The 23,805-nt window shown below is 69.2% G+C and carries 21 protein-coding genes; 11 read left to right on the top strand and 10 right to left on the bottom strand.

Annotation, left to right across the window (positions count from 1 at the left end; genetic code table 11):
• Window positions 1–92: 92 nt before the first annotated feature.
• The gene (locus AB0B96_RS23880; protein WP_362902157.1) at window positions 93–1,307 is read right to left on the bottom strand and encodes an adenosylmethionine--8-amino-7-oxononanoate transaminase; all 1,215 of its coding nucleotides are present in this window, start codon (window positions 1,305–1,307) and stop codon (window positions 93–95) included.
• 106 nt (window positions 1,308–1,413) lie between these two features.
• On the bottom strand, window positions 1,414–2,850 hold the full coding sequence (locus AB0B96_RS23885; RefSeq protein WP_362902159.1) for a CCA tRNA nucleotidyltransferase: 1,437 nt from the start codon (window positions 2,848–2,850) through the stop codon (window positions 1,414–1,416).
• A 156-nt stretch (window positions 2,851–3,006) separates the two neighbouring features.
• Here AB0B96_RS23885 and AB0B96_RS23890 point away from each other — a divergent pair, with 156 nt between their 5' ends.
• From AB0B96_RS23890 to trxA, 8 genes are all read left to right on the top strand, one after another.
• A complete protein-coding gene (locus AB0B96_RS23890) occupies window positions 3,007–3,528 on the top strand; it encodes a YbaK/EbsC family protein (protein WP_362901923.1) in 522 nt (173 codons plus the stop codon).
• Window positions 3,529–3,585: 57 nt separating this feature from the next.
• The gene (locus tag AB0B96_RS23895) at window positions 3,586–5,712 is read left to right on the top strand and encodes a DUF6049 family protein (RefSeq protein ID WP_362901925.1); all 2,127 of its coding nucleotides are present in this window, start codon (window positions 3,586–3,588) and stop codon (window positions 5,710–5,712) included.
• A gap of 37 nt (window positions 5,713–5,749) precedes the next feature.
• Window positions 5,750–7,354, top strand: coding sequence for a murein biosynthesis integral membrane protein MurJ (gene murJ / locus AB0B96_RS23900; RefSeq protein WP_362901927.1), 1,605 nt, complete (start codon window positions 5,750–5,752; stop codon window positions 7,352–7,354).
• A gap of 195 nt (window positions 7,355–7,549) precedes the next feature.
• Entirely contained in the window at window positions 7,550–9,073 is a 1,524-nt protein-coding gene (locus tag AB0B96_RS23905) for a protein kinase family protein (RefSeq protein ID WP_362901929.1), read from the top strand.
• A 114-nt stretch (window positions 9,074–9,187) separates the two neighbouring features.
• Window positions 9,188–9,835 (top strand): RNA polymerase sigma factor SigM, encoded by a 648-nt coding sequence (gene sigM / locus AB0B96_RS23910; RefSeq protein ID WP_362513147.1) that lies wholly within the window; start codon window positions 9,188–9,190, stop codon window positions 9,833–9,835.
• Entirely contained in the window at window positions 9,825–10,748 is a 924-nt protein-coding gene (locus AB0B96_RS23915; protein WP_362901931.1) for a zf-HC2 domain-containing protein, read from the top strand. The genes sigM and AB0B96_RS23915 overlap by 11 nt, the downstream gene beginning before the upstream one ends.
• Before the next feature lie 258 nt (window positions 10,749–11,006).
• Window positions 11,007–11,942, top strand: a complete 936-nt coding sequence (gene trxB, locus AB0B96_RS23920; RefSeq protein ID WP_362902161.1) for a thioredoxin-disulfide reductase — start codon at window positions 11,007–11,009, stop codon at window positions 11,940–11,942.
• Between the two features lie 386 nt (window positions 11,943–12,328).
• Window positions 12,329–12,652 carry a thioredoxin gene (gene trxA / locus AB0B96_RS23925; protein WP_329088095.1) on the top strand — a complete coding sequence of 108 codons (324 nt, stop codon included), beginning with the start codon at window positions 12,329–12,331 and terminating at the stop codon, window positions 12,650–12,652.
• A gap of 311 nt (window positions 12,653–12,963) precedes the next feature.
• Here trxA and AB0B96_RS23930 read toward each other — a convergent pair whose 3' ends face one another.
• Window positions 12,964–13,584: a hypothetical protein gene (locus AB0B96_RS23930; RefSeq protein WP_030919650.1), complete on the bottom strand. Its 621-nt coding sequence runs from the start codon at window positions 13,582–13,584 to the stop codon at window positions 12,964–12,966.
• 301 nt (window positions 13,585–13,885) lie between these two features.
• Here AB0B96_RS23930 and AB0B96_RS23935 point away from each other — a divergent pair, with 301 nt between their 5' ends.
• The 3 genes from AB0B96_RS23935 to AB0B96_RS23945 all read left to right on the top strand — a co-directional run bounded on the left by AB0B96_RS23935 (window position 13,886) and on the right by AB0B96_RS23945 (window position 17,596).
• Complete coding sequence (locus AB0B96_RS23935) at window positions 13,886–15,118, top strand: PLP-dependent aminotransferase family protein (RefSeq protein ID WP_350943528.1); 1,233 nt, start codon at window positions 13,886–13,888, stop codon at window positions 15,116–15,118.
• A 185-nt stretch (window positions 15,119–15,303) separates the two neighbouring features.
• Complete coding sequence (locus tag AB0B96_RS23940; RefSeq protein WP_362901933.1) at window positions 15,304–16,257, top strand: D-alanine--D-alanine ligase; 954 nt, start codon at window positions 15,304–15,306, stop codon at window positions 16,255–16,257.
• A gap of 268 nt (window positions 16,258–16,525) precedes the next feature.
• Window positions 16,526–17,596: a beta-eliminating lyase-related protein gene (locus AB0B96_RS23945; RefSeq protein ID WP_362901935.1), complete on the top strand. Its 1,071-nt coding sequence runs from the start codon at window positions 16,526–16,528 to the stop codon at window positions 17,594–17,596.
• A 648-nt stretch (window positions 17,597–18,244) separates the two neighbouring features.
• Here the strand turns inward: AB0B96_RS23945 and AB0B96_RS23950 are convergent.
• The 7 genes from AB0B96_RS23950 to rnpA form a co-directional block, all read right to left on the bottom strand.
• Window positions 18,245–19,219 (bottom strand): ParB/RepB/Spo0J family partition protein, encoded by a 975-nt coding sequence (locus AB0B96_RS23950; RefSeq protein WP_350941857.1) that lies wholly within the window; start codon window positions 19,217–19,219, stop codon window positions 18,245–18,247.
• A gap of 72 nt (window positions 19,220–19,291) precedes the next feature.
• Complete coding sequence (locus AB0B96_RS23955; RefSeq protein WP_362901937.1) at window positions 19,292–20,218, bottom strand: ParA family protein; 927 nt, start codon at window positions 20,216–20,218, stop codon at window positions 19,292–19,294.
• 196 nt (window positions 20,219–20,414) lie between these two features.
• Complete coding sequence (gene rsmG / locus AB0B96_RS23960) at window positions 20,415–21,110, bottom strand: 16S rRNA (guanine(527)-N(7))-methyltransferase RsmG (RefSeq protein WP_362513169.1); 696 nt, start codon at window positions 21,108–21,110, stop codon at window positions 20,415–20,417.
• A gap of 446 nt (window positions 21,111–21,556) precedes the next feature.
• Complete coding sequence (locus AB0B96_RS23965; RefSeq protein ID WP_350941863.1) at window positions 21,557–22,060, bottom strand: R3H domain-containing nucleic acid-binding protein; 504 nt, start codon at window positions 22,058–22,060, stop codon at window positions 21,557–21,559.
• 35 nt (window positions 22,061–22,095) lie between these two features.
• Window positions 22,096–23,043, bottom strand: coding sequence for a membrane protein insertase YidC (yidC, locus tag AB0B96_RS23970; protein WP_362901939.1), 948 nt, complete (start codon window positions 23,041–23,043; stop codon window positions 22,096–22,098).
• A 4-nt stretch (window positions 23,044–23,047) separates the two neighbouring features.
• A complete protein-coding gene (gene yidD / locus AB0B96_RS23975; RefSeq protein WP_326646938.1) occupies window positions 23,048–23,326 on the bottom strand; it encodes a membrane protein insertion efficiency factor YidD in 279 nt (92 codons plus the stop codon).
• Window positions 23,326–23,700 (bottom strand): ribonuclease P protein component, encoded by a 375-nt coding sequence (gene rnpA, locus AB0B96_RS23980; protein WP_350941866.1) that lies wholly within the window; start codon window positions 23,698–23,700, stop codon window positions 23,326–23,328. The genes yidD and rnpA overlap by 1 nt, the downstream gene beginning before the upstream one ends.
• Between the last annotated feature and the right edge of the window lie 105 nt (window positions 23,701–23,805).

Below are 23,805 nucleotides of genomic sequence, written 5' to 3' on the forward strand. Positions count from 1 at the left end.
TCGCCCCCGTACCCTTCACGACGACCGCACCACCGCCACCGTCGGGCCCCTCACGACGACCGGGCGGCCGCCGTCGCCCGCACGCACACCCGTCACAGTGACCTGGCCGCCGCCGTCATCGCCGTCGTGACCCTCTCCAGGTCGTCGTCGCCGATCGAGTAGGGCGGCATGGCGTAGATCAGCCGTCCGAACGGGCGGAGCCAGACGCCGTGCCGCATGACGAGGTCCTGGACGGCGGGGACGTCGACGGGCTCACGGGCCTCGATCACCCCGATCGCGCCGAGGACCCGCACGTCCCTCACCCCGGCCGCCCCCGAGGCCCCCTTCAGGCCCGCGAGGAGACCGGTCTCGATCCGGCCGACCTCCTCGCGCCACGGGCGCTCCCGCAGGAGCTCCAGGGAGGCGCTCGCGACGGCCGCGGCCAGCGGGTTGCCCATGAAGGTCGGCCCGTGCATCAGCACCCCGACGCCCCTCGCCACCCGTTCGGTGCACAGCGTCGCGGCCAGCGACATGTAGCCGCCGGTCAGGGCCTTGCCCAGGCACATGATGTCGGGCCTGATCCCGGCGTGGTCGCAGCCGAACAGCTCCCCGGTCCTGCCGAACCCGGTGGCGATCTCGTCGGCGATCAGCAGGACGCCGTGCTCGTCGGCGAGCTCGCGGAGCAGCCGCAGGTAGGCCGGGTGGTAGAAGTGCATGCCGCCCGCCCCCTGGACGACCGGCTCCACGATGATCGCGGCCAGCTCGTGGGCGTGCCGGGCGACCAGGTCCGACAGTCGTGCCGCGTAACCCTCGTCGTACTCGCGCGGCGGCCGGTCGGCGAACACGTGCTCGGGCAGCACACCGGAGAACAGGTGGTGCATGCCGTTGACCGGGTCGCAGACCGACATCGCCCCGAAGGTGTCACCGTGGTAGCCGCCCCTCACCGTGAGCAGCCGTCCCCTGCCGGTGAACTGGAACGCCATCTTGATCGCGACCTCGACGGCGACCGACCCGGAATCGGCGAGGAACACCCTCGGCAGCCCGGTCATGGAGGCGAGCGTGGCGGCCAGCCGTACGGCGGGCTCGTGGGTGAGCCCGCCGAACATGACGTGCGCCATGTCCTCCAGCTGGTCCTTCAGCGCCCGGTTGAGCCGGGGGTGGTTGTAGCCGTGGATCGCCGCCCACCAGGACGACATGCCGTCGACCAGCTCGCGCCCGTCGGCGAGGGTGAGCCGCACCCCGTCCGCGCGGGAGACCACGTGCGGCGCCACCGGCTGGGGCGCGGCCGCGTAGGGGTGCCACACGTGCTCCCGGTCGAGCAGGGCGATCCCGGCCCCGTCGAGACCGTCGAGGCCGCCGCGATCGGCCCGCGGACCGGAAGCGTCAAGGGCGTCACCACCGGGACGGGAACCGGGGGTGACATGATCGTTCAGCTCAGGGGCGCCGTTCAGAGCCCACCTCGCTCATTCCTCCCGCGCCACCGGCCTCGTCAGCCCGCGCCCACTCCCGGAGGGCGTCCGCGGCGGCCTCCTTGCCGATGACACCCCTGTCGAGGCGCATCTCCAGCAGGAACCTGTAGGCGCGGCCCACGACAGGCCCCGGCGGAACGCCGAGGAGCTCCTGGATCTCGTTGCCGTCGAGCTCGGGGCGGATCTTGCCGAGCTCCTCCTCCTCGGCCAGCCGGGCGATGCGCTCCTCCAGCTGGTCGTAGGTCTGCGACAGGGCCAGCGCCTTGCGCCGGTTGCGGGTGGTGCAGTCGGCGCGGGTCAGCCTGTGCAGGCGCTCCAGCAGGTGTCCGGCGTCGCGGACGTAGCGGCGCACGGCCGAGTCGGTCCACTCGCCCGTGCCGTACCCGTGGAAACGCAGGTGCAGCTCCACCAGGCGGGAGACGTCGGCCACCACGTCCTTGGGGAACTTCAGCTCCGTCATGCGCTTCCTGGCGAGCTGGGCCCCGACCACCTCGTGGTGGTGGAAGGAGACCCTGCCGCCGGGCTCGTGACGGCGGGTCTTCGGCTTGCCCACGTCGTGCAGGAGCGCGGCCCAGCGCAGGATCTGGTCGGGGCCGTTCTCCTCAAGGTCGATCGCCTGCTCCAGCACGATCAGCGAGTGCTCGTAGACGTCCTTGTGCCGATGGTGCTCGTCGATCTCCAGGCGGAGCTTCGGCAGCTCGGGCAGCACGTGGGCGGCGAGCCCCGACTCGACGAGGAGCCGCAGGCCCTCGCGGGGGTGGTCACCGCCGATGAGCTTGTCCAGCTCGTCGCGGATGCGCTCGGCGGAGACGATGTCGATCCTGTCGGCCATCGCGTCCATCGCGGCGAGCGCCGCCGGATCGACGGAGAAGCCGAGCTGGCTGGCGAACCTCGCGGCGCGGAGCATCCGCAGCGGGTCGTCGCCGAAGGAGCGCTCGGGAGGGCCCGGGGTGCGCAGCACCTTGGCGTGCAGATCGTCGAGGCCGCCGTGCGGGTCGACGAACTCGCGGGACGGCAGGCGCAGCGCCATCGCGTTGACCGCGAAGTCGCGCCGGGCCAGGTCGCCCTCCAGCGTGTCGCCGTAGGCCACGTCGGGCTTGCGCGACTTGGGGTCGTACGACTCGCTGCGATAGGTCGTGATCTCCAGCAGCCACCCGCCCTTGCGGACGCCGACGGTGCCGAAGTCGATGCCGATCGTCCAGATGGAGTCGGCCCAGTCGCGGACGAGCTCCAGGACGGTCTCCGGCCTCGCGTCCGTGGTCAGGTCGAGGTCGTTGCCGATCCTCGCGAGGAAGACATCGCGGACGGAGCCGCCGACGAGGGCGATCTGGTAGCCCCTGGCCGCGAAAAGCTCGCCGAGCTCGTCCGCCACGGGTGCGATCTTCCGGAACAGCTCGCTCATGCCGTGGCGCTGGCTCTGGGTCAGATTTGAAAGGGACAAGCCGGGTAGGTCCTTCGGTTACGGAACATGTTCCCTGCGGGGATACACCTGAAGCGATCACCAGGTTACGGTCGGTCAGGAAACCTCGGGGACTGTGCGTCGAGGCAAGGAGCACACATGAAGGATGCGCTCGCGATCCACCGCTGGCTCCTCGCACACCAGGTCCATCATGAGATCGTACGCCTTCCGCGCGCGATGACATGTTCGGACGAACTCCCCGAGGTGCTGTCGGTGAGTCCTGAGATATGCGTGGGGGTCACGGTTTTCGAGGTCACGACACGACTCGGCCGCGATCCCGTGGCGGTCGTCACCTCCGTCGGCTCCCCGCCGCGTCCCGGCGTGGTCGGCGGCATCCTGGGGGCGAGAAGGGTGCGGGTGGCTCCGGCCTTCACCGTCAACTCCGCCACCGACTACGCCTCGGGACTGGTCTGCCCGCTGCTGTTGCCCGACACGCTCACCGTGCTGGTGGACGAGCGACTCACCCACGGCGCCACACTCGTTTACGTGCCCACCGGGGAGCGCAGGACGGCACTCCAGATCCGTGCGGACCACCTGCTCACACTGGTGTCAGGCAAGATCGTCGACCTGACCCGGCAGGGCTCCCGCGGGGAGCCGGCGATCTTTCCGCTCGCCGGTTAGGCGCCGGTTAGGCCATAGCATTACCGGCGTGCGCCGTACTCGACCCCTGGCCGGCACGTGATCCGCAAAGCCGCGCTGCTCGCCCTGTTCGTCACCACGCTGCTCGTTCCCGCGGCCGTGGTCGTTCCGGGTATGGCGAGCGCCCGGACGACCTCGGCGAGCCGGGCGGGCCTTCAGGTCGTGATGGAGGCGATCGGTCCCGACGCCCCCCGTGACCCGACCACCGAGATCAAACTGTCGGGCTCCCTGGTCAACTCGGGCGCCGAACCCATGAGCGGGCTGCGCATCCGGATGCACTTCTCGCCGCAGCCGTTCGCCAGGCGCGCCGACATGGAGGCGTACCTGGCCGGGCAGACCCTCCCGAGCTCGTGGTGCTGCGAGAGTTTCGTCCAGGCGTCGATCGCGCCCTCGGGCAAGCTGCCGTGGCAGTTCGCCTTCACCCCGCAGGAGCTGAAGTTCTCCGGCTTCGGCGTCTATCCGATCATGGTCGAGGTGCGCGACGCCTTCGGGCAGCAGGTCTCCACCCTGCGGACCATGGTGACCTACATGCCCAGGGAGACCAGGGTGCCCCGCACCCGGCTCGCCATGGTGCTGCCCATCGTCGACCAGCCGCGCCGGTCGGAGGACTCCACCTTCGCCGACGGGAACCTGCCCGCGGTGATGGCCCCCGGCAAGCGCCTGGGCGACCTTCTCAAGATCGCCCAGGACACCTCGTCCGCCAAGGGCCTCACCTGGATCGTCGACCCCGCCCTGCTCGACGACGCGCGGGCGATGGGCAAGCCGCACACGGTCAGGGTCAAGGACCGCGGCCAGCGGCGCCCCGCGGCCCCCGAGGCCGCCCGGTGGCTGAGCGACTTCCGTGAGGCCGTCGCCGACCAACCGGTGGTCGCCACCCCCTACGCCGACCCCGACGTCGTGGCGCTCGCCCACAACGGTTTCGACGACGCCACCCGGACCGGGATCTCGGCGGCCGGGATCGTCGCCAGGGAGACCCTCGGCCGCGACGTGATCACCAACGTGAACTGGCCGGTGGGCGGCCTGATCGACTACGACGGGCTTGACCTGCTCGCCACCGGCGGCGTCGACACCGTGCTGCTGAACGTGCTGAACCTGCCGCCGACGACGCCCCCGGTCACCACCCCCGACGCCTCGGCGACTCTGGAGAGCGTGAACGGCCCGCTCACCGCCCTCGTCGCCGACGCGACGCTGAGCGAGACCGTCGGCGCCGACACCTCCACCCCCGGCGCGGCGCTGACGAACCGCCAGCGGTTCATCGCGGAGACGGCGATGATCAGCTCGGAGCCCGTCACCACCGCCAGAACGGTGATCGCCGTCCCGCACCGCCGCTGGGACCCCGATCCCGCCTATGTCACCGACCTGGTCGAGACGGCCGCCGCCCTGCCCTGGCTGGCACCCGTCACGCTCGACACGGTCAAGCGCGGCAAGGGCGCCGCGGTCCCCAGGTCCGGCCTGACCTACACCGACGCCGACCGCAAGCTGGAGCTTCCCAAGCAGTACATGACGGGCGTCAGGAAGGTCGGCGCCCGCGCCGACCTGACCTCCGCGATCACCACCGCCCAGGACCTCGACGTCTTCGACCTGGCGCTGCTGCGCCTGACCTCCTCGGCATGGCGGGGCAGGACGGGCAACGCGACCCCGTACGTCCAGCAGGTCGCGGGGGCGATCGACGGCCGGATCGCCATGGTCAACATCACCGGCAGCGAGCAGTCGCGGCTGCGCACCCTGGCCGGCAGCAACGGCGACGTGCCGATCAGCGTGCGCAACGATCTGAGCGGCGAGGCCAGCCGGATCGCGGTCCGGCTCAGGGTGACCTCCGACCAGCCGGATCTGCTCAAGATCGAGCCGTACGAGGACAAACTGGAGATCCTCGGCGGCCAGAACCAGACCATCCGGATCCCGATGACCTCGACCTCCACGGCCAGCGGCCAGACGACCGTGACGGTCCAGCTCACCACCGACGACGGCCGCAAGTACGGCAAGCCGGTCGAGCTGACCGTGCGGACCACCGGCTACACCGGGGTCGCCCTGGTGATCGTCGGAGCCGCCCTCGTGGTGATGCTTGCCGCCGTCGTCCTGCGCGTCCTGCGCCGCAGGGGAGGCCGCCGCCCCGCGGCCGCTCCCCCGCCCGAGCGCCTGCACGAGCCCGCCGGCACCGAGTCCTGAGCGCCTGGCGCTCCCAGCACGTAGCGGAGGAAAGCGCATGAGCAGGGTTCTGCGCGCGAGCGCGATCATGGCGGCGGGGACGATGGTCTCCCGCGTCACCGGCTTCGTCCGGACGGCGGTGCTCGCGGCGGCCATCGGCACCTTCGCGCTGGGCGACGCCTACAACGTCGCCTACACGATTCCGCTCATCCTGTTCGACCTGCTCATCGGCGGGATCCTGAGCAGCGTCGTGGTTCCGATGATCATCAGGCGGCAGAAGTCCGACCCCGACGGCGGCCGGGCCTACGAGCAGCGTCTGATGACGCTCGGGGTGATCACGCTCACCCTGCTGGCGTTGGTCGCGGTGGTCCTCGCCGGACCGCTGATCAGCCTCTACAGCACCGACTGGGGGCCCAGGCAGACCGAGGTCGCGGTCAGGCTGGCGCAGTTCATCCTGCCGCAGATCGCCTTCTTCGGGATCGGCGCGATCGCCGGCGCGATCCTCAACACCCGCGACAGATTCGCCGCGCCGATGTGGGCACCGGTGCTGAACAACATCGTGATGATCGGCGTCGCGATCGTCTACTACGTGAAGCTGGGCGGGGCGGGCACCGACGTCGACACGATCGCCGATGCTGACCTGGCGCTGCTCGGGCTCGGCACCACGGCCGGCATCGTGGCGCAGTGCGCGGTGCTGGTCATCGCGCTGCACCGGGTGGGATTCCGCTTCCGGCCCAGGTTCGACCTGCGCAACGCCGGGCTCGGCGAGATGAGCAGGACCGCGGTCTGGACCTTCGCCTACGTGGGGATCAGCCAGCTGGGCTTCCTGATCACCACCAAGCTGGCGACCGGCGCGGGACAGCGTGCCCCCGGTGCGGGAAACGCCGCCTACTCCTACGCCTACCAGTTCTTCCAGCTCCCCTACGGGATCATCGCGGTCTCGGTGATCACCGCGATGCTGCCCAGGATGAGCCGGGGGGTGGCCGACGGCCAGCTCGACACGGTCCGCGAGGAGTTCGCCTCCGGGGTGCGGCTGGTGTCGGTGCTGCTGGTGCCCGCCGGGCTGCTGCTGATGGTGCTCGGCCCCGCGGTGACCGTGCTGATCTTCTCGTGGGGCAACATGACCGTCGGCTCGGCGGTCTACATCGGCAACGTGCTGCAGGTCTTCGGGCTCGCGCTGGTGCCGTTCTCGATCTTCCAGCTCCTGCTGCGCGTCTTCTACTCCTTCGGCGACACCCGCACCCCGGCGTTCCTCGCTCTCGGCAACGTGGCGGTGAACGCCACGCTCAGCCTCGTGGCCTACTACACCCTGCCCGCCAGGTACATCGTGATGGGCCTCGCGCTCGCGTTCACCGTCGCCTACGTGGCCGGTGCCGCGATCGCCTGGACGATGGCCTCGCGCCGCGTGGGGGGCCTGGCGGGACGCACGGTGGCCGCCGGACTGTCCCGGATGTATCTGGCCGCCCTCCCGGCGGCCGCGTTCGCGCTCGGCGTGCTGTGGCTCACGCAGGAACTCACCGCGTTGGACGCGCTGAGTGCGGCCGTCATGCTGGCGGCGGGCGGCGGACTCGGTATGGTTCTTTACTTGGCGATCGCCCACCGGATGCGCATCCCCGAGGTGAGTTCGATCGTTGGAATGGTCGCAGGACGGGTAGGCCGGTAAGCCAAAGACTTGTCTTAAACGTCTGACAAGACGAACACGGGCGGAACCGGTGCGGGACTACCATGGTGCGACGCGTGTGGTGACATGCGGCTAATGGAAGCAGGAGGGCGTGGGCGGATCCACCCAGCATCATGTGATGTGTCTTGATGTGCTGACCGGGCATGGTGTTGTCGTGTTCTCAGGTACGGGGTCCTCGTGAGTTCCCCCGCCGTAGAGCCCGGCACCAAGCTGGCCGAGCGTTTCCGGCTCGAAGACCGCGTTCACGAGTCGGGCGGAGCCACCCTGTGGAAGGCCATCGACGAGGTGCTCGCCAGGCCCGTCGCCGTCCACACCTTCGATCCCGACTTTCCCCGCCTGAACGAGGTCGTCACGGCCGCCAGGGTGGCGAGCCGGCTCACCGACCCCCGTCTCACCCAGGTCTTCGACGCGACCGAGGACGACGGCCACTCCTATGTCGTCAGCGAGTGGGTGAGCGGCGAGTCCTTCGGCGACATGATCGCGGGCGGGCCCCTCGACCCCGAGCGGGCCGCCGCGATGGTCGCCGAGGCCGCGGAGGCCCTGGCGCACGCGCACGAGGCGAACCTCGCCCATCTCTGCCTCACCCCCGAGCACCTGGTCTGGACGGCGGGCAGCACGGTCAAACTGCTCGGCCTGGGAGTCGACGCCGTCCTGGACGACGTGATGAGCGACGACCCCGCCCGCGAGGACGCCGAGGGCCTCGGCCGCCTGCTGTACGCCGGGCTGACCGGCCACTGGCCGGGCGACGAGCAAAGCAGCGGCGGCCTGCCCGTCGCGCCCTTGACCGACGGGCACTTCTGCACACCGCGCCAGGTCACCGCGGGCGTTCCCGGCTACCTGGACGCCATCGTCTGCCGGGCGATACTGCCGGAGACCAGGCGCGGGCTCGAACCGCTGACCACGCCCGCCGAGGTCGCCGAGGCCCTGGCCTCGGTGTCGCGGCCCAGTCCCCTGCCGATGCCGACGCCGATGCCCATGACGGCGCTGCCTGTGGCGGCCTCGCGCTCCGAGGGGGTCGACACCGCGGCTCCCCAGCGCCACACACCTCCCTCGCAGCATCAGACCCAGCACCAGCACCGCCCGATGCCCCGGCAGGGGGGCGGCATGGTCAACAAGGTCGCCATGACCGTCGTCGTGCTGCTGGTGATGGTCGCCGTCGGTCTGGGCGCCTGGACCCTCGGCCGCAGCATCGGCAACGCCGGCACCCCGGTGCCCGGCGAGGAGAGCACCACGCCCACACCGACCGCGACCGTCGCGATCCGCGAGGTGAAGTCCTCCTCGGCCATCGGCTTCGACCCGCTGGGCGACAGGGAGGAGCGCGGCGAGCTCGCCGGCTTCGCGGTCGACGGTAAGGATTCCACCGACTGGCACTCGGAGTCGTACGACTCCGCCGACTTCGGCCGGCTCAAGACGGGTGTGGGCCTCCTGCTGGACATGGGCGAGAGTGTCCCGGTGAAGCAGGTGACGGTCGATTTCGGCGGCACCTCGGGAGGCACCGCCGAACTCAGGGTGGGCGACTCCCCGCAGTTGGAGTCCCTCTCGGTCTTCCAGAAGGTCAACGGAGTCTCCGGCAAGAAGACGTTCAGCGCGGAAGAGCCGAAGAAGGGCCGCTACGTGCTCGTCTGGTTCACCAAGATGCCTTCCTACCAGGGGAAGTTCCGCGGGCAGGTGCAGGAGATCAAGGTCTTCGCTGCCAAGTGACACCGCTCCGATTTGATCTGTTTTGCATGGCTTCTGACAGATCATCGGAGAATTCGTGGCACCATCTATCCCGTAGAGGTGTTCTCCCCGGATCGGTATAGCAGGACTCTCCTTGTGAATTCCCCACCCGAGACCCCGCCAGCGGCGGACGAGCAGACGGCGAAGGCCCCCGTGTCCGACGCTGACCTGCTCACCCGGCACATCGCCGGGGATCCGCACGCCTTCAGTGAAATAGTCAAGCGACATCGAGACCGCATGTGGGCGGTCGCCCTGCGTACGCTGGGCGATCCCGACGAGGCGGCCGACGCCGTTCAGGACGCCTTCGTCTCGGCCTATCGCAAGGCCGGGAGCTTTCGCGGCGAGGCGGCCGTGACCACGTGGCTGCACCGCATCGTGGTCAACGCCTGCCTCGACCGCATGCGCAGGAAATCGGTGCGCCCGGTGGCCGACGACGAGCTCGTCGAGGCCGCGGAGCGTGATACCCCGGTGCTCGACCAGACGGCCGAGCGCGAAGTGTCCATGGAGGTTTCCGCGGCACTGAAGCTGCTGCCCTCCGACCAGCGCGCCGCGCTGGTGCTCGTGGACATGATGGGCTACTCGATCGAAGACGCGGCCCAGGTGCTGGAGGTGCCGAGCGGCACGGTGAAGAGCCGGTGCGCGCGCGGAAGGGCGAAACTCGCCCCGATTCTTTCCCATTTACGGAACCGATCAGACCTGTCTCGCGTCTCATCCGCGAAGGGAGCAGAACTTCGTGACGGGTGATACGCACTACGACCTGGAGATCTTGGCCGAACTGGCCGAGGGGCTCCTCGACGCCGCCACCGCCATGCGGGTACGCGAGCATCTCGCGATCTGCGACCCCTGTGGCGAAAGCCTCGCCGATCTCGCAGCAGTCCGTGAGGTCCTGGCGGCGACCCCCACACCGGCGATGCCGATGGGAGTCGCGCTGAGGATCGACCGCGCGCTGGCCGCCGAGGCGGAAAGCTTCCGTGGAGGTGGAGTGGGCCTGGTGGAAGCACCGGCCTGGGACGACATAATGCGCGACGCGCCGTGGGAGACGTCCTCTCCCGCACAACCGGCGCCATGGGAGACGACCCCTCACCGGGACCCGATCCCCGAAAAGGAGCCAGAGCTCGAACCAGCCGTGCGGCTGGGGGTCGTCGACGATGACGGCACCGTGGTCCCGGTGGTCCCCACCAGACGTCGCGGCGCGAACCGACGGCGCCGGTGGGCGATGCCCGCCACCGCCGCGGCGGGCGTGGCGGCGGCGGTGATCGGCGCGACCGCGCTGGCGACCGGGACGCTGACGGCGTCCGGCACGCCCGGCGCCACTCCGATCCCCTACGCCGCACCGGCGCCGGCGGACACGATCCAGTACACGCTGACCGACAGCAACTACAACTACACCGACGCCGAGCTCCGCGGCTCGCTGCTCGACTACATCGGTCCCGGGACCATCGTCGGAACGACCGACAACTCCGGGATCGACAAGTGCGTCCGGCAGATCTCGGCGCGGGTCGGCACGTCGCCCTTCGCCGTGGACCAGGGGTTCTACAACGGGCAGGAGGCCAACATCCTGCTCTTCTGGCAGAACAAGGCCAAGAACACGGTGCGCGTCCACGTCGTGGGTCCGCAGTGTGACGACGTGCGCAAGCCAGGTCTCGCGAGTTGGTGACCGGGAGGGGGCGGCCCCGGGGGACCTCGGCAGGCCGCGCGGAACGATCGGTGGGGAGATACACGGGGTGATCGGCGGCGGGTAATCCGCTCCCAAAACCCCCGCACCTTCTCCGTACTCTTCGGCTGCGCCCGGCATGGATTCGTCCGTGCCGGGCTTTCCCGTTCCATCGGCGGATCCGTCACCGCGCCCGGTGGGAATCAGCGGCGCCTAGGATCTGTTGACGCCGGTGGCAACGACAGAGGAGAGGCGCGAGCACTGATGGACGTCCGGAATGTGATCATCATCGGATCGGGTCCCGCCGGTTACACGGCCGCCGTGTACTCCGCGCGTGCCGACCTCAACCCGCTGGTCTTCGAGGGCTCGGTCACCGCCGGTGGCGCCCTGATGAACACCACCGAGGTGGAGAACTTCCCCGGCTTCCCCGGTGGCATCATGGGCCCGGACCTGATGGACGGGATGCGCAAGCAGGCCGAGCGGTTCGGCGCCGAGCTGGTCGCCGACGACGTGATCGAGGTCGACCTGACCGTCACCCCGAAGGTCGTCAAGACCGCCACCGACACCTACTACGCCAAGTCCGTCATCCTCACGACGGGCTCGGGTTACCGCGAGCTGGGCGTGCCCAACGAGAAGCGCCTCTCCGGCCACGGCGTGTCGTGGTGTGCCACCTGTGACGGGTTCTTCTTCCGCGGCCAGGACATCGTGGTCGTCGGCGGCGGCGACACCGCGATGGAGGAGGCGATCTTCCTGACCCGGTTCGCCGCTTCGGTGACGGTGGTGCACCGTCGCGACGAGCTCCGCGCCAGCAAGATCATGCAGGACCGGGCGTTCGCGAACGAGAAGATCCACTTCCTGTGGGACAGCGAGGTCGTCGACGTGCTGGGCGAGTCCAAGGTGAGTGGGGTGCGGGTGCGCAACCTCAAGACCGGCGCGGAGGCGGAGATCGCCGCCACCGGCCTGTTCGTCGCGATCGGGCACGACCCGCGCGTCGAGCTGGTCAAGGGCCAGGTGGACCTGGACGACGAGGGTTACATCAAGGTCGACTCGCCCTCGACCCGCACCAACCTGGACGGTGTGTTCGCCGCGGGCGACGTGGTCGACCACATCTACCGGCAGGCGATCACCGCCGCCGGCACCGGCGCCGCCGCCTCGCTCGACTCCGAGCGCTGGCTGACCGAGCACGAGAACGCGTAACCCCCGGGCGGAAGAGAGCGACGGGCGGTGCCCGCACCGCCCGTCGCTCTCTTCCGTCAGGGCGGGCCTCAGGCGCCGTGAGCATCGTCACGGGTCGGCAGGGCTCTCGCCCGCCGGGCACACGTCGCGCACCGTCGAACGGCGCGTCGGGCGTGCGCCGGTCGCCATGCCGGTGATCCCATCGGTATCGTCCTCGCCGCCAGGTCGGCGGAGAGGTGAAACGCGTGTCGGGCCGGTGCGAGACCCCGGGGAGGGTTCTCCTCGGCGGGTGACCGGCGACGAAGCGGGAACACCCTCGCGGGCGACCGTGGGAACCCCCCTCGTTCACGAGGGGGAAAGTCAACAGCAGCAGTCCTCAGGCAAGAGCAAGAGGGAGAGCAGGAACCTTGGGCACCATCAAGCACGTGACCGACGCCAGCTTCGAGGCCGACGTTCTCAAGAGCGACAAGCCCGTGATCGTCGACTTCTGGGCCGAGTGGTGCGGCCCGTGCCGCCAGGTCGCGCCCATTCTGGAGGAGATCGCCGGCGAGAACGCCGAGAAGCTGACCGTCGTCAAGCTGAACGTCGACGAAAATCCGGCAACGGCGACAAACTACGGCGTACTCCAGATTCCTACCCTGAACGTCTATAAGAACGGAGAGGTTGTGAAGCAGATCATCGGCGCCAAGCCGAAGGCCATGCTGCTTCGCGAGCTTGAGGGCATCATCTAGGCCCCCTGCGGTCGGCCGTCCCCCACGGCGTCCGGCCGTATCACCCGCTTCCGAGCGGCACACCCACCCACTGAAGGCCCCCCGTCTCACCACGGGGGGCCTTCACATGAGCGGGCACATGCGCGGGGCCTTCCCACCGCGCCGGGACGGGCCGACGGATCCGGGGACGGGTTCGGCCGGGGAGAAGAGGGGTTCGACCGACGCGTTCGACCTCGGAAGCCCGGCCCCCGCGGGAAGGGCCGGTGCGGCTCCGGAGGGCCTCGGAAGGGTGCGTTCGGCCCCAGAGCGTGCCGTACGGGCTCCAGAAGGTCTCAGACGGGCCGTAGCGCCCTCTCGGGACTCATCGACCCGAGGAGCCTCTCCAGTGCCACCTCGACGTCCTCACGCCACGAGACGGCGTTCTTGAGCTCCAGGCGGAGGCGGGGGAAGCGCAGATGCGGGCGCACCGTCTTGAACCCCACGGAGAGCAGGTAGTCGGCGGGCATCAGGCACGCGCCCGGCTGCTCCCACTTCAGATCGCCGAACGCCTCGATCGCACGCACCCCGCGCCGGGTCAGATCCTTGGCCACGCCCTGGACCAGCATCCGGCCCAGGCCGCCCCCGGAGAACTCCGGGATGATGTGCGCGGTCATCAGCAACACCGCGTCCGCGCTCACCGGCGAGGTCGGGAAGGCCACCGAGCGCGGCACGTAGTGCGGCGGCGCGTAGAGGACGAATCCGGCGGCCACCCCGTCCACGTAGACGATCTTTCCGCAGCTTCCCCACTCCAGCAGGGTCGAGGAGATCCAGGCCTCTTTCTCCAGTCCCGGGTCGCCGGCCTTCATCGCCCGGTCCGCGTTCACGGGATCGAGCTCCCAGAAGACGCACCGGCGACAGCGGCGCGGCAGGTCGTCGAGATTGTCGAGGGTGACGTTTGCCAGCCGACGCGACACCTGTTGGCCCCAATCCTGGCGAGACGAGTGCAAGCCATGGCGAAAAACGCGCGAAAACGGCGTCTCCAGCTGGCATCGTAGCCCAGTGCGGGTCCTGCTTTCAGGAGGTCCTCTCCCTACACGCAGACGAACTGCGACCCCTGACGTACGCTGGTTTCTCTGGTATGAGCGCTTTGTGTGCTCCACACAACCTAGGAGGTGGACCGTGCCCCAGAACCATGATCACGGTCAGGCCGTCACCCCGGCCCAAGGTTCGCGCATCGACGCCTACGTCGACCGTTACGCGGCACGGGCAACCGGGATGGTCGCCTCCGAGGTACGAGCTCTCTTCTCCGTCGCGTCGAGGCCCGAGGTGGTCTCGCTCGCCGGCGGCATGCCGTACGTCACCGCCCTCCCGCTGGACGTGGTGGGGGAGCTGGTCGCCGACCTGATCGCCAAGCGCGGCCCCGTCGCGCTCCAGTACGGCTCGGGGCAGGGCGACCCGCACCTGCGCGAGCAGATCTGTGACGTCATGCGGCTGGAGGGGATCGAGGCCAACTCCAACGACGTCGTCGTGACCGTCGGTTCCCAGCAGGCCCTCGACCTCATCACCCGGATCTTCATCGACCCGGGTGACGTCGTGCTCGCCGAGGGACCCTCCTACGTCGGAGCCCTGGGCACGTTCTCCGCCTACCAGGCCAATGTCATCCACATCGCGATGGACAACGAGGGGATCATCCCCGAGTCGCTCGCCCAGACCGTCTACGCCCTGAAGAGCGCGGGCAATCGGATCAAGTTCCTCTACACGATCCCCACCTTCCAGAACCCGGCGGGCGTGACGCTCAGCGCCGAGCGCAGGCAGCGGGTCCTGGAGATCTGCCAACGGGCCGACGTGCTGATCGTCGAGGACAACCCGTACGGCCTGCTCCGCTTCGACGGCGACCCCGTCCGGACGCTACGCGCCGACAACCCCGAGGGCGTCGTCTACCTCGGCTCGTTCTCCAAGACCCTCGCCCCCGGTTTCCGGGTCGGCTGGGCCCTCGCCCCGCACGCCATCCGCGAGAAGCTGGTGCTGGCGATGGAGTCCGCGGTCCTGTCACACTCCTCCTTCACCCAGCTCGCCGTCGGCCAGTATCTGGCCACCCAGCCCTGGCGCGAGCAGATCAAGACGTTCGGGGAGCTCTACCGCGAGCGCCGCGACACCATGCTCTCCTCGCTGGAGGCTCTGATGCCCGACGGCGTCACCTGGACCCGCCCCGACGGCGGGTTCTTTGTTTGGGCCACCCTTCCCCAGGGACTCGACTCCAAGGCGCTCCTGCCCCGCGCGGTCGCGGAGCGGGTGGCCTTCGTGCCGGGCACCGGTTTCTTCGCCGACGGCGGCGGCGCGCGGCACATGCGGCTCTCCTACTGCTATCCCGAACCCGACCGCATCCGCGAGGGCGTCCGCCGCCTGGCAGGGGTGATCGGGCAGGAGCTCCGTCTCCGCGACACCTTCGGGACCGGCTCGCCCACCGAACGCGTCGGCATCGACACCCCGGGACCCGACCTCGCGTAACCTCGCCCCCGTAAGGTGCCCCGTGCCACGGGGCACCTCCGGCATGAGTTCCTCCCCCTCGGTGCCGTACGGTGACTTCCTGCGCCGGTGCGCGGTGATCGATCCCGATCCGTCGGGACGACCGCGCACGCGGGACGAGAGCGACAGGACAGGCTCGGAGCGGGCCATGACGAGAGGTATGTCGGATGAGTGACCTGGGCCATGTGCTCGTCCTGGCGGGCGGGCTCTCCTACGAGCGGGAGGTCTCGCTGCGATCGGGCCGACGGGTGAGCGAGGTGCTGCGGGGAGCGGGCGTCTCCGTGGAGACCCGCGACACCGACGCGTCCCTGGTTCCCGCCGTGCTCGCGGACCCGCCGGACGCGGTCTTCGTCACCCTGCACGGCGGAGCGGGCGAGGACGGAGCCATCCGCTCGGTCCTCGAACTCCTCTCCGTCCCGTACGTCGGCGCCGGCCCCGACGCCTGCCGGGTCGCCTACGACAAGCCCACCGCCAAGACCGTCGTCCGCTCCGTCGGACTGCGCACCCCCGACTCGGTGACGCTGCCCAAGGAGACCTTCCACGACCTCGGCGCCTCCGCGGTGCTGGCCCGCATCGTGGACCATCTCGGCCTTCCCCTGTTCGTCAAGCCGTCCCGCGGCGGTTCGGCGCTCGGCGCGTCGATCGTCCGCAGCGCGGAGGATTTCCCCGCCGCCATGGTCGGCTGCTTCGCCTACGGCGACACCGCGCTGATCGAGCGCTGCATCGAGGGGGTCGAGGTCGCCGTCTCCGTGGTCGACCTCGGGGACGGGCCCGTGGCACTGCCCCCCGTGGAGATCGTCGCCGACGAGGGCGTGTACGACTACGCGGCCCGCTACACCGCCGGGCACACCGAGTTCTTCGCCCCGGCACGCCTCACGCCCGAGGTATCGGCCGCATGTGCCGAGATGGCCGTAACCGCGCACACCGCCCTCGGTCTCCGGGACATCTCACGCACCGACCTGATCGTCGACGCGAACGGCCTGCCCTACTTCCTTGAGGTGAACGTCGCCCCGGGGATGACTGAGACGTCGCTCCTCCCCATGGCCGCCGAGGCCGCGGGGGAAGATCTCGGCACCCTCTGCCGGACCCTCCTGGAACAGGCCGTCATCCGCGGATCCTGACCTTCACGGGCTCCTTCGCGGAAGGCAGCCGGGGAAGGTCCTCTCCGCCTCGACGGCGATGGGGATGACCGAGACGTCGCTCCTCCCAATGTCGGGGGAAGACCTCGGCACCCTCCTGGAACAGCCGCCGTCGCTCGCGGAGTTCCCTCCCGCGAAGGTCTTGCACAGGTGAGGGCCACACGGTGAAATCAGGATTTCCCAGACGAAAGTCGAGCCGACGAGCGGGGCGAGCCCGGTAACGGACCGGGTTTGCCCATACGCTGACCGTGTGCTGACCTCCACCCCATTCCCCAAGAGATTCCCCAAGAGCTTCGCGAGCGACAACCACGCGGGCGTGCACCCTGCGGTTCTCACCGCCATCCTCAAAGCGAACACCGGAGACGCCCTCCCCTATGGGGGGGACGTCTGGACCACCGCTATGGAGGACGCCTTCCGCGCCGAGTTCGGCGCCCGCGCGACCGCATATCCCATGTTCAACGGCACCGGCGCCAACGTCGTAGGGCTCGGACTCGTACTCCGGGCGTACGACGCGGTGCTCTGCCCCACCACCGCCCACATCAACACCAACGAGTGCGGCGCCGCCGAACGCATGCTGGGTGCCAAGCTGGTCACCCTCCCCACGGACGACGGCAAGCTCTCCGTGAACGACATCCGTGGCCAACTGTCCGTGCTCGGGAACGAGCACCACTCCCAGCCCAGGGTCGTCTCCATCTCCCAGGTGACCGAGTGCGGCACCTGTTACACCGTCGACGAGATCGCGGAGCTCGCGGAGTTCGTCCACGAGCACGACCTCTTCCTGCACATGGACGGCGCCCGGCTCGCCAACGCGGCGGCCGAGCTCGGCTGCTCGCTCCGTTCCCTCACCACGGACGCGGGCGTGGACCTGCTCAGCTTCGGGGGTACCAAGAACGGTGCGATGGGGGCCGAGGCACTCGTGGTCCTCCGCCCGGAGCTGGACCCCGCCGCACTGTTCCTCCGCAAACAGGGGATGCAGCTCGCTTCCAAGATGCGCTTCGTCTCCGCCCAGCTGACCACCCTCCTCACCGGGGAGCTCTGGCGCGAGAACGCCGCCCACGCCAACGCGATGGCCCACCGCCTCGCCAACGGCATCGCCGGCCTTCCGGAGGTCTCGCTCCGCTACCCCGTACAGTCCAACGCCGTCTTCCCCGTACTCCCCGAGAAGGCCATCGCGGAACTGCAGCAGCGCTATCTCTTCCATGTCTGGGACGCGGCGGAGAACGTGGTCCGCTGGGTCACGGCCTTCGACACCGCTCCCGAGCACGTCGACACCTTCGTCGCCGACATCCGTCTCGCCGTCCAAGAAGCCGTTGGCTTCTGAGGGGCGTTTGTTTCACGTGAAACAGCCTTCTCCCGGAAGGGGCGGCTGTTTCACGTGAAACACCGGTCGCCGTCCTGGTGGGCCGTCGTCCACACGCCACGGGTAAGGGCGTCTCGAACCTGGTCTCGTGCGCGATGCGCGTCCTGGCGGGCCGTCCACACGCCACGGGTAAGCCCTGCCATTGACGACGAGAGTCCGGCTCTCGGCGACAAGCCCGGCCTCCGGAGGACGAGAGTCCGGCTCTCGCTCCTCGTCGCCACTCCCGCCCTTCTCGGCGAGGCCCGTCGTCCCGTCTCCGAGCTCGGTCCGCATGGTCGCCCCTATGTGTTTCACGTGAAACGATGCCGTCTCCTCACAGAGGTGGCCGGTGCCGCTCCGGTCGAGCTGTCGCGGCGAGTCGGCCTTCGCAGGCCGCTCTCACCTCCCGGGGAAGCACCCCGAGAAAGTCGAGGCTGTCGAGGGCATCCAGACTCCGGAATGGTGTCGGGGTGGATTCACCGACTCGCCGGGTGCACCGCAGGACCGCTTCCCCACCTTCGCGGTGGGCGTACCTTCCCGGACTCACCGCAACCGGTTCGCCCTCTCCGGCTCACCGTCCCGGAGCCACTGCCATCGGTTCGCTTTCCCAGGTCTCCGGGATCGGCGAGATCACCCTTCCATCGCCTGCAGCGACCCCGGAGCCATCGTGCCGATGATGCGCTCCAGATCGTCGATGGTCGCGAACTCCACCACGATGCGTCCCTTGCGGCGGCCGAAATCGACCTTCACGCGGGTCTCGAAGCGGTCGGAGAGACGGTCGGCCAGATGCCGGAGGGCCGGCTCCTCGTCGGGCTTCGCCCGAGGAGCTCGCGGAGCGGGTGCCGGGGCCGCCTTGGCATCGCCCACGGCGACGATCTCCTCGACCGCGCGGACCGACAGCAGTTCGGCCGAGATCCGGTTGGCGAGATGTTCCTGGGCGGCGGGGTCGTCCAGGCGGAGCAGGGCTCGGGCGTGGCCCGCGCTGATCGTTCCGGCCGCCACCTTGCGCTGCACCCCGGGCGGGAGCTTCAGCAGGCGCACCGTGTTGGTCACGTGCGAGCGGGAACGGCCGATGCGGGCGGCGAGCTGCTCGTGGGTGGCGCCGAAGTCGTCGAGCAGTTGCTGGTAGGCCGCCGCCTCCTCCAGGGCGTTGAGCTGCTCGCGCTGGAGGTTCTCGATGAGCGCGTCGAGCAGGAGCTTGTCCTCCTGGGTCTCCCGCACGATCGCAGGGATCTCGGAGAGCCCGGCGAGCTTGGAAGCGCGCCAGCGGCGCTCACCCATGATCAGCTCGTAGTGTCCCTCGCCCGTGGCGCGCACCACGATCGGCTGGAGCAGGCCGACCTCGCCGATCGAAGTCGCCAGATCCTTCAGGGCGTCCTCGTCGAAGATGTCTCGCGGCTGACGTGGGTTGGGCGCGATGTCGTCGACGGGGATCTCAAGGAAGTAGGCGCCCTCGACCGGGGCGGGCCCCGGCCGCTCCGGTGTCACCGGCTCCGGGGCGACCATGGTCGCGGTCATCGACGCGGGTGGCTCCGCGACGACGGCCGGGCCCGTCGGGATGAGCGCCCCCAGCCCTCTGCCCAGCCCTCTCGGCTGCTTGCTCACTTGCCCCTCCCGAGACTCAAGGTGTCGCACTCACTGACAGGCCCGTGACCGCGGCCACGAGATTCCCGGCGCTCATACGGCCGCACCGCGATAAGCGATCTCGCGGGCGGCGTCCATGTAGGCCATCGCACCGCTGGAGCCCGGGTCGTACGTCATGACCGACTGACCGTAACTCGGCGCCTCGGAGACGCGCACGCTTCGGGGGATGAGGGTACTCAACACCGTCGCGCCGAAGTGGGAGCGAACCTCCTCGGCGACCTGGGAGGCGAGGCGGGTGCGTCCGTCGTACATCGTCATGAGGATGGTGGAGAGGTCGAGTGTGGGGTTCAGGTGCGCGCGGACCAGATCCACGTTTCTCAGCAACTGGCCAAGGCCTTCCAGCGCGTAGTACTCGCACTGGATGGGGATCAGCAGTTCGTTCGCGGCCATCAGCGCGTTGACCGTGAGCAGGCCGAGCGAGGGAGGGCAGTCAATGAGGATGTAGTCGAACTCGACGGCGTCGTACGCGGTCAGCGCGCGCTGCAGGCGGGCCTCACGGGCGACCATGGAGACCAGCTCGATCTCGGCTCCGGCGAGGTCGATGGTGGCGGGAGCACAGTAGAGGCCCGGCATGTCCGGAACCGCCTTCACGACCTCCGCGAGCGGCAGATCCTCCACGAGCACCTTGTACATGTCCGGTACGTCGCCACGGTGCTCGACCGCGAGGGCCGTCGAGGCGTTGCCCTGGGGGTCGAGGTCGACCACGAGCACCCGCTGGCCGTGCATGGACAGCGCCGCCGCCAGATTGACCGACGTGGTGGTCTTGCCGACGCCGCCCTTCTGGTTCGCGACGGTGAAAATCCGGGTTTTGGCAGGACGCGGCCAGTCCCCATCCCGGCCCCCGGTGGAGCCTCCGGGAGCGGTGGCGGTCTTCTGGGCCGATGTTTCACGTGAAACCACTGAGCTGAGTGCCTCTCGTACCAGCGGCGAGTCGCCGGGATTAAGGGGGGTCTGGGTCACGGTCGTCTTCCTTTCAACCGGCCTGACTACGGCACCGGGAGCCGGTGCCGGCCAGCCCAGACCGGAAAGCCGTCCATGGGGCAAAACGGCAGGAACCTCGGGCCAGCCGAGACCGCTCCTCGCGCTGGCGATCGCACTCGAATGGTCTTCCACTGGCCTCGTACTCGCTTTGCTCGGTCTATCTGGGGGCCTCGCGCTACCTGCCGCGCGAGGCACGATCCTTCCGGCGAGAGGTCTTCCGCGCTCCCTCGGGAGCTCGACCGGCGACCACTCGGATGAGAGTTGCGGGCGGCTCGACCTTACCGCGCCCAACCGATGCGAGCTCGGCGGTTTGCACCCCACTCGACCGTAATTGCGCCTCTGCGTCCGCCAACTCCTCAGCGGCACGCTCGCCCTTCATGGCCAGTAGCTCACCGCCCTCGCGCAGGAGGGGCAGTGACCATTTCAGCAGGCGGTCGAGCGGCGCCACCGCGCGGGCGGAGGCGACGTCGAACTCCCGCCTGCCCGCGAACTCCTCGGCCCGGCCGCGCAACACCTCGACGTTGCCGAGTTTCAGCGACTCCACGCACTCCTCCAGGAAGACCGTCCGGCGAAGGAGCGGCTCCAGGAGGGTGACGGTGATGTCGGGCCGCACGATCGCGAGGACCAGACCCGGCAGACCGGCACCGGAACCGATGTCGACCAGGCGTACGTCGGCGGGCACGACCTCGGCGATCACCGCACAGTTGAGCAGGTGGCGGTCCCAGATGCGCGGTACCTCCCGTGGGCCGAGCAGCCCGCGCACCACCCCGGGACCGGCCAACAGCTCCGCGAAGGCCTCCGCTCTCGCCCAGGCGTCGCCGATGAACACCTCGCGCGCGACCTCGGGCGGTTCGGGGATCTGGTCACTCACTCGACGCTCACTCTTCCCTCGGAAAAATCGGGCTCAGGCCGGTCTCAAGGCTAATGGCCCGCCTCGGCATCGGGTGACGTCGCCACCGTGGGTTGGGACGTGACGTCACCAGAACGGGCGTCGGCACCGCGATGGATCGAGACGTGGGGTTACGAGAACGAGTGACATCGCCGCCGTGGATCGGAATGTGACGTCACGAGAGCGGATGACGGCACCGCGGTGAATCGGGATGCGGCGTCACGAAAACGAGTGACATCGCCGCCGTAGGTCAGGTGTGACGTCACCAGAACGAGCGACATCGCCGCCATGGATCGGAATGCGGCGTCACGAAAACGGGTGACGTCGCCCTCCTGGCACAGGGTGTGGAGTCACGAGAAAGGCCGCCGCCCCCAGAAAAAACGGGGGCGGCGGCCTTTTGTCAGCGCGTAGCTTCGCGCCAAGGGGTGCTAGGCGGGAAGGACCACCACGAAACGACGGGGCTCCTCGCCCTCGGACTCGCTGCGCAGGCCCGCCGCGGCGACGGCGTCATGCACGATCTTCCGCTCGAACGGGGTCATCGGCTGCAGCGACTTGGGCTCGCCGTTCCGCTTGACGTCCGCTGCGATCTTGGTGCCGAGCTCGCTCAGCTCGCTCCTGCGGCGGTCGCGGTAGCCGCCGATGTCGAGCATCAGGCGTGAGCGCTCACCCGTCTGGCGGTGGACCGCGAGGCGGGTCAGCTCCTGGATGGCCTCCAGCACCTCACCGTTGGGGCCGACCAGGTCGCCGCCCTTGATATCGACGACCGACACCACGGCGCGATCGCCTTCGACATCCATGTCGATGTCACCGTCGATGTCGGCGATGTCGAGCAGACCCTCGACATAGTCCGCCGCGATCTCGCCTTCCTGCTCCAGGGCGGCGAGATCGGGAACCGCCTTCGCGGGCTCCTTCTCGGCCTCGGCCTCGGTCACGTCCGGCCACTCCTTCGTGCTGTCGGGATGAGACGTCAGGACTTCTTGCTGCCGGTCCGCTTACTGCGGGGCTGGCGGGTGGGCTGCTGCCGGATCATCTTGGTCTCCGGTACCGCAGGTGCCTCGGGCTCGGGAGCGGTCTTCTTGACCTTGCTCAGCAGGCTCGGCTTGGGCTCGGGAGTGGTGACGTTGCCCTTGGCGTCGACCACCGGGGAGGGGTTGCGGCTGTAGAACCAGTGCTGCTGGCCGAGGGTCCAGACGTTGGTGGTGACCCAGTAGAGGATCAGGCCGAGGGGGAAGTTCAGCGAGAAGATCGCGAACAGCGGCGAGACGTACATCAGGATCTTCTGCTGCTGCGCCATCGGGTTGTCCGGCATCTGGGCGATCGAGCGGGTCACGCTCTGCCGGACGGTGAGGAAGGTCGTCAGCGAGCTGACCGCCACGAAGATCGCGAGCACGACCTTGGTGATGATCGGGTCGGCGTCCAGCTGGACGATGTCGGCAGAGCTCGTGAAGAACGTCGCGGGGATGGGGGCGCCGAAGATGTGCGCGGCCCGGGCGCTGTCGACGAGGGTCTGCGTCATGCCGAACTTGGCGTGCCCGCCGGCCATGGCCTGCAGCACGGTGAACATCGAGATGAAGATCGGGAACTGCGCCAGGATCGGCAGACAGCCACCCAGCGGGTTGGCGCCCTGCCCCTGGTACAGCGCCATGACCTCCTGGTTCATGCGCTGCTTGTCGTTCTTGTACCGCTTGCGGATCTCCTGGACCTTGGGGGCCAGCTCCTGCATCTTCTTCGAGGAGCGCATCTGCTTGAGGAAGAGCGGGAAGATCAACAGTCGCATCAGCACGGTGAGCGTGATGATGGTCAGCGCCCAGTTGAGCCCGCTGTTCCTCGGAATGAAGGTGCTGTAGCCCTCGTGAATCCAGGTGATTACTTGGGCGACGGCTGTGTACAGCCAGTTCAGCCAGGACAGCTCCACCGAGCTAGCTCCCTTGCGTTTCGTCGGACCGGCCCGGGCGCGGGGGCACCGGGTCAAAGCCTCCGGGATGGAATGGGTGGCAACGCCCGATTCTCCGGATCGTCAACCATGTGCCGCGCAGCGCGCCGTGAACGGCCACGGCTTCGAGGCCGTAGGCACTGCACGAGGGGTGGAAGCGGCAACGGGGACCCAGCAGAGGGCTCACGAAGGCCCGGTAGAACCGGATCGGAGCCATCAGGATCCTGGCAGCCGGAGAAATTCCAGCGGTCTGCTGCGCCGTCATCATCGCCCATCCATGCGAGCCCCTGAGGGCTCCAGCCGCCTGAGTAAACGATCCAGCGCGACATCGAGTTCGGCGGCGATGCGCTCGCTTCGCGCGGACGCGGCCGGTGGATTGGCGCGTACCACCAGCAGGCTACCTCTCGGAAGCCGGTCGAGACGGTCTCGCATGAGGTGTCTCAACTGACGTTTGACGCGATTCCTGATGACCGCGCCTCCCACGGCACGGCTCACCACGAATCCCACCAGGGGGGGAGCATCCCTGTCAGAGCGCATGCCGAGGTGCGCGACCAGGGTGGGGCGGCCTACTCGGCTTCCCCTTCTGATCGCGCCGGCGAACTCGTCGCCCCGGCGCATGCGGGACCCTGACGGCAGCACGAGAGATCTTGTTCACCCTGGGCAGGTACGCCTGTCGCCCACCGGCAGCGATGCCGGTGGGCGACAGGCGCTACTGCCTCGGCCCGGCGAACGGGCGCAACGGAT

The sequence above is a fragment of the Streptosporangium sp. NPDC049046 genome (assembly GCF_040649155.1).
Classification (GTDB): Bacteria; Actinomycetota; Actinomycetes; order Streptosporangiales; family Streptosporangiaceae; genus Streptosporangium.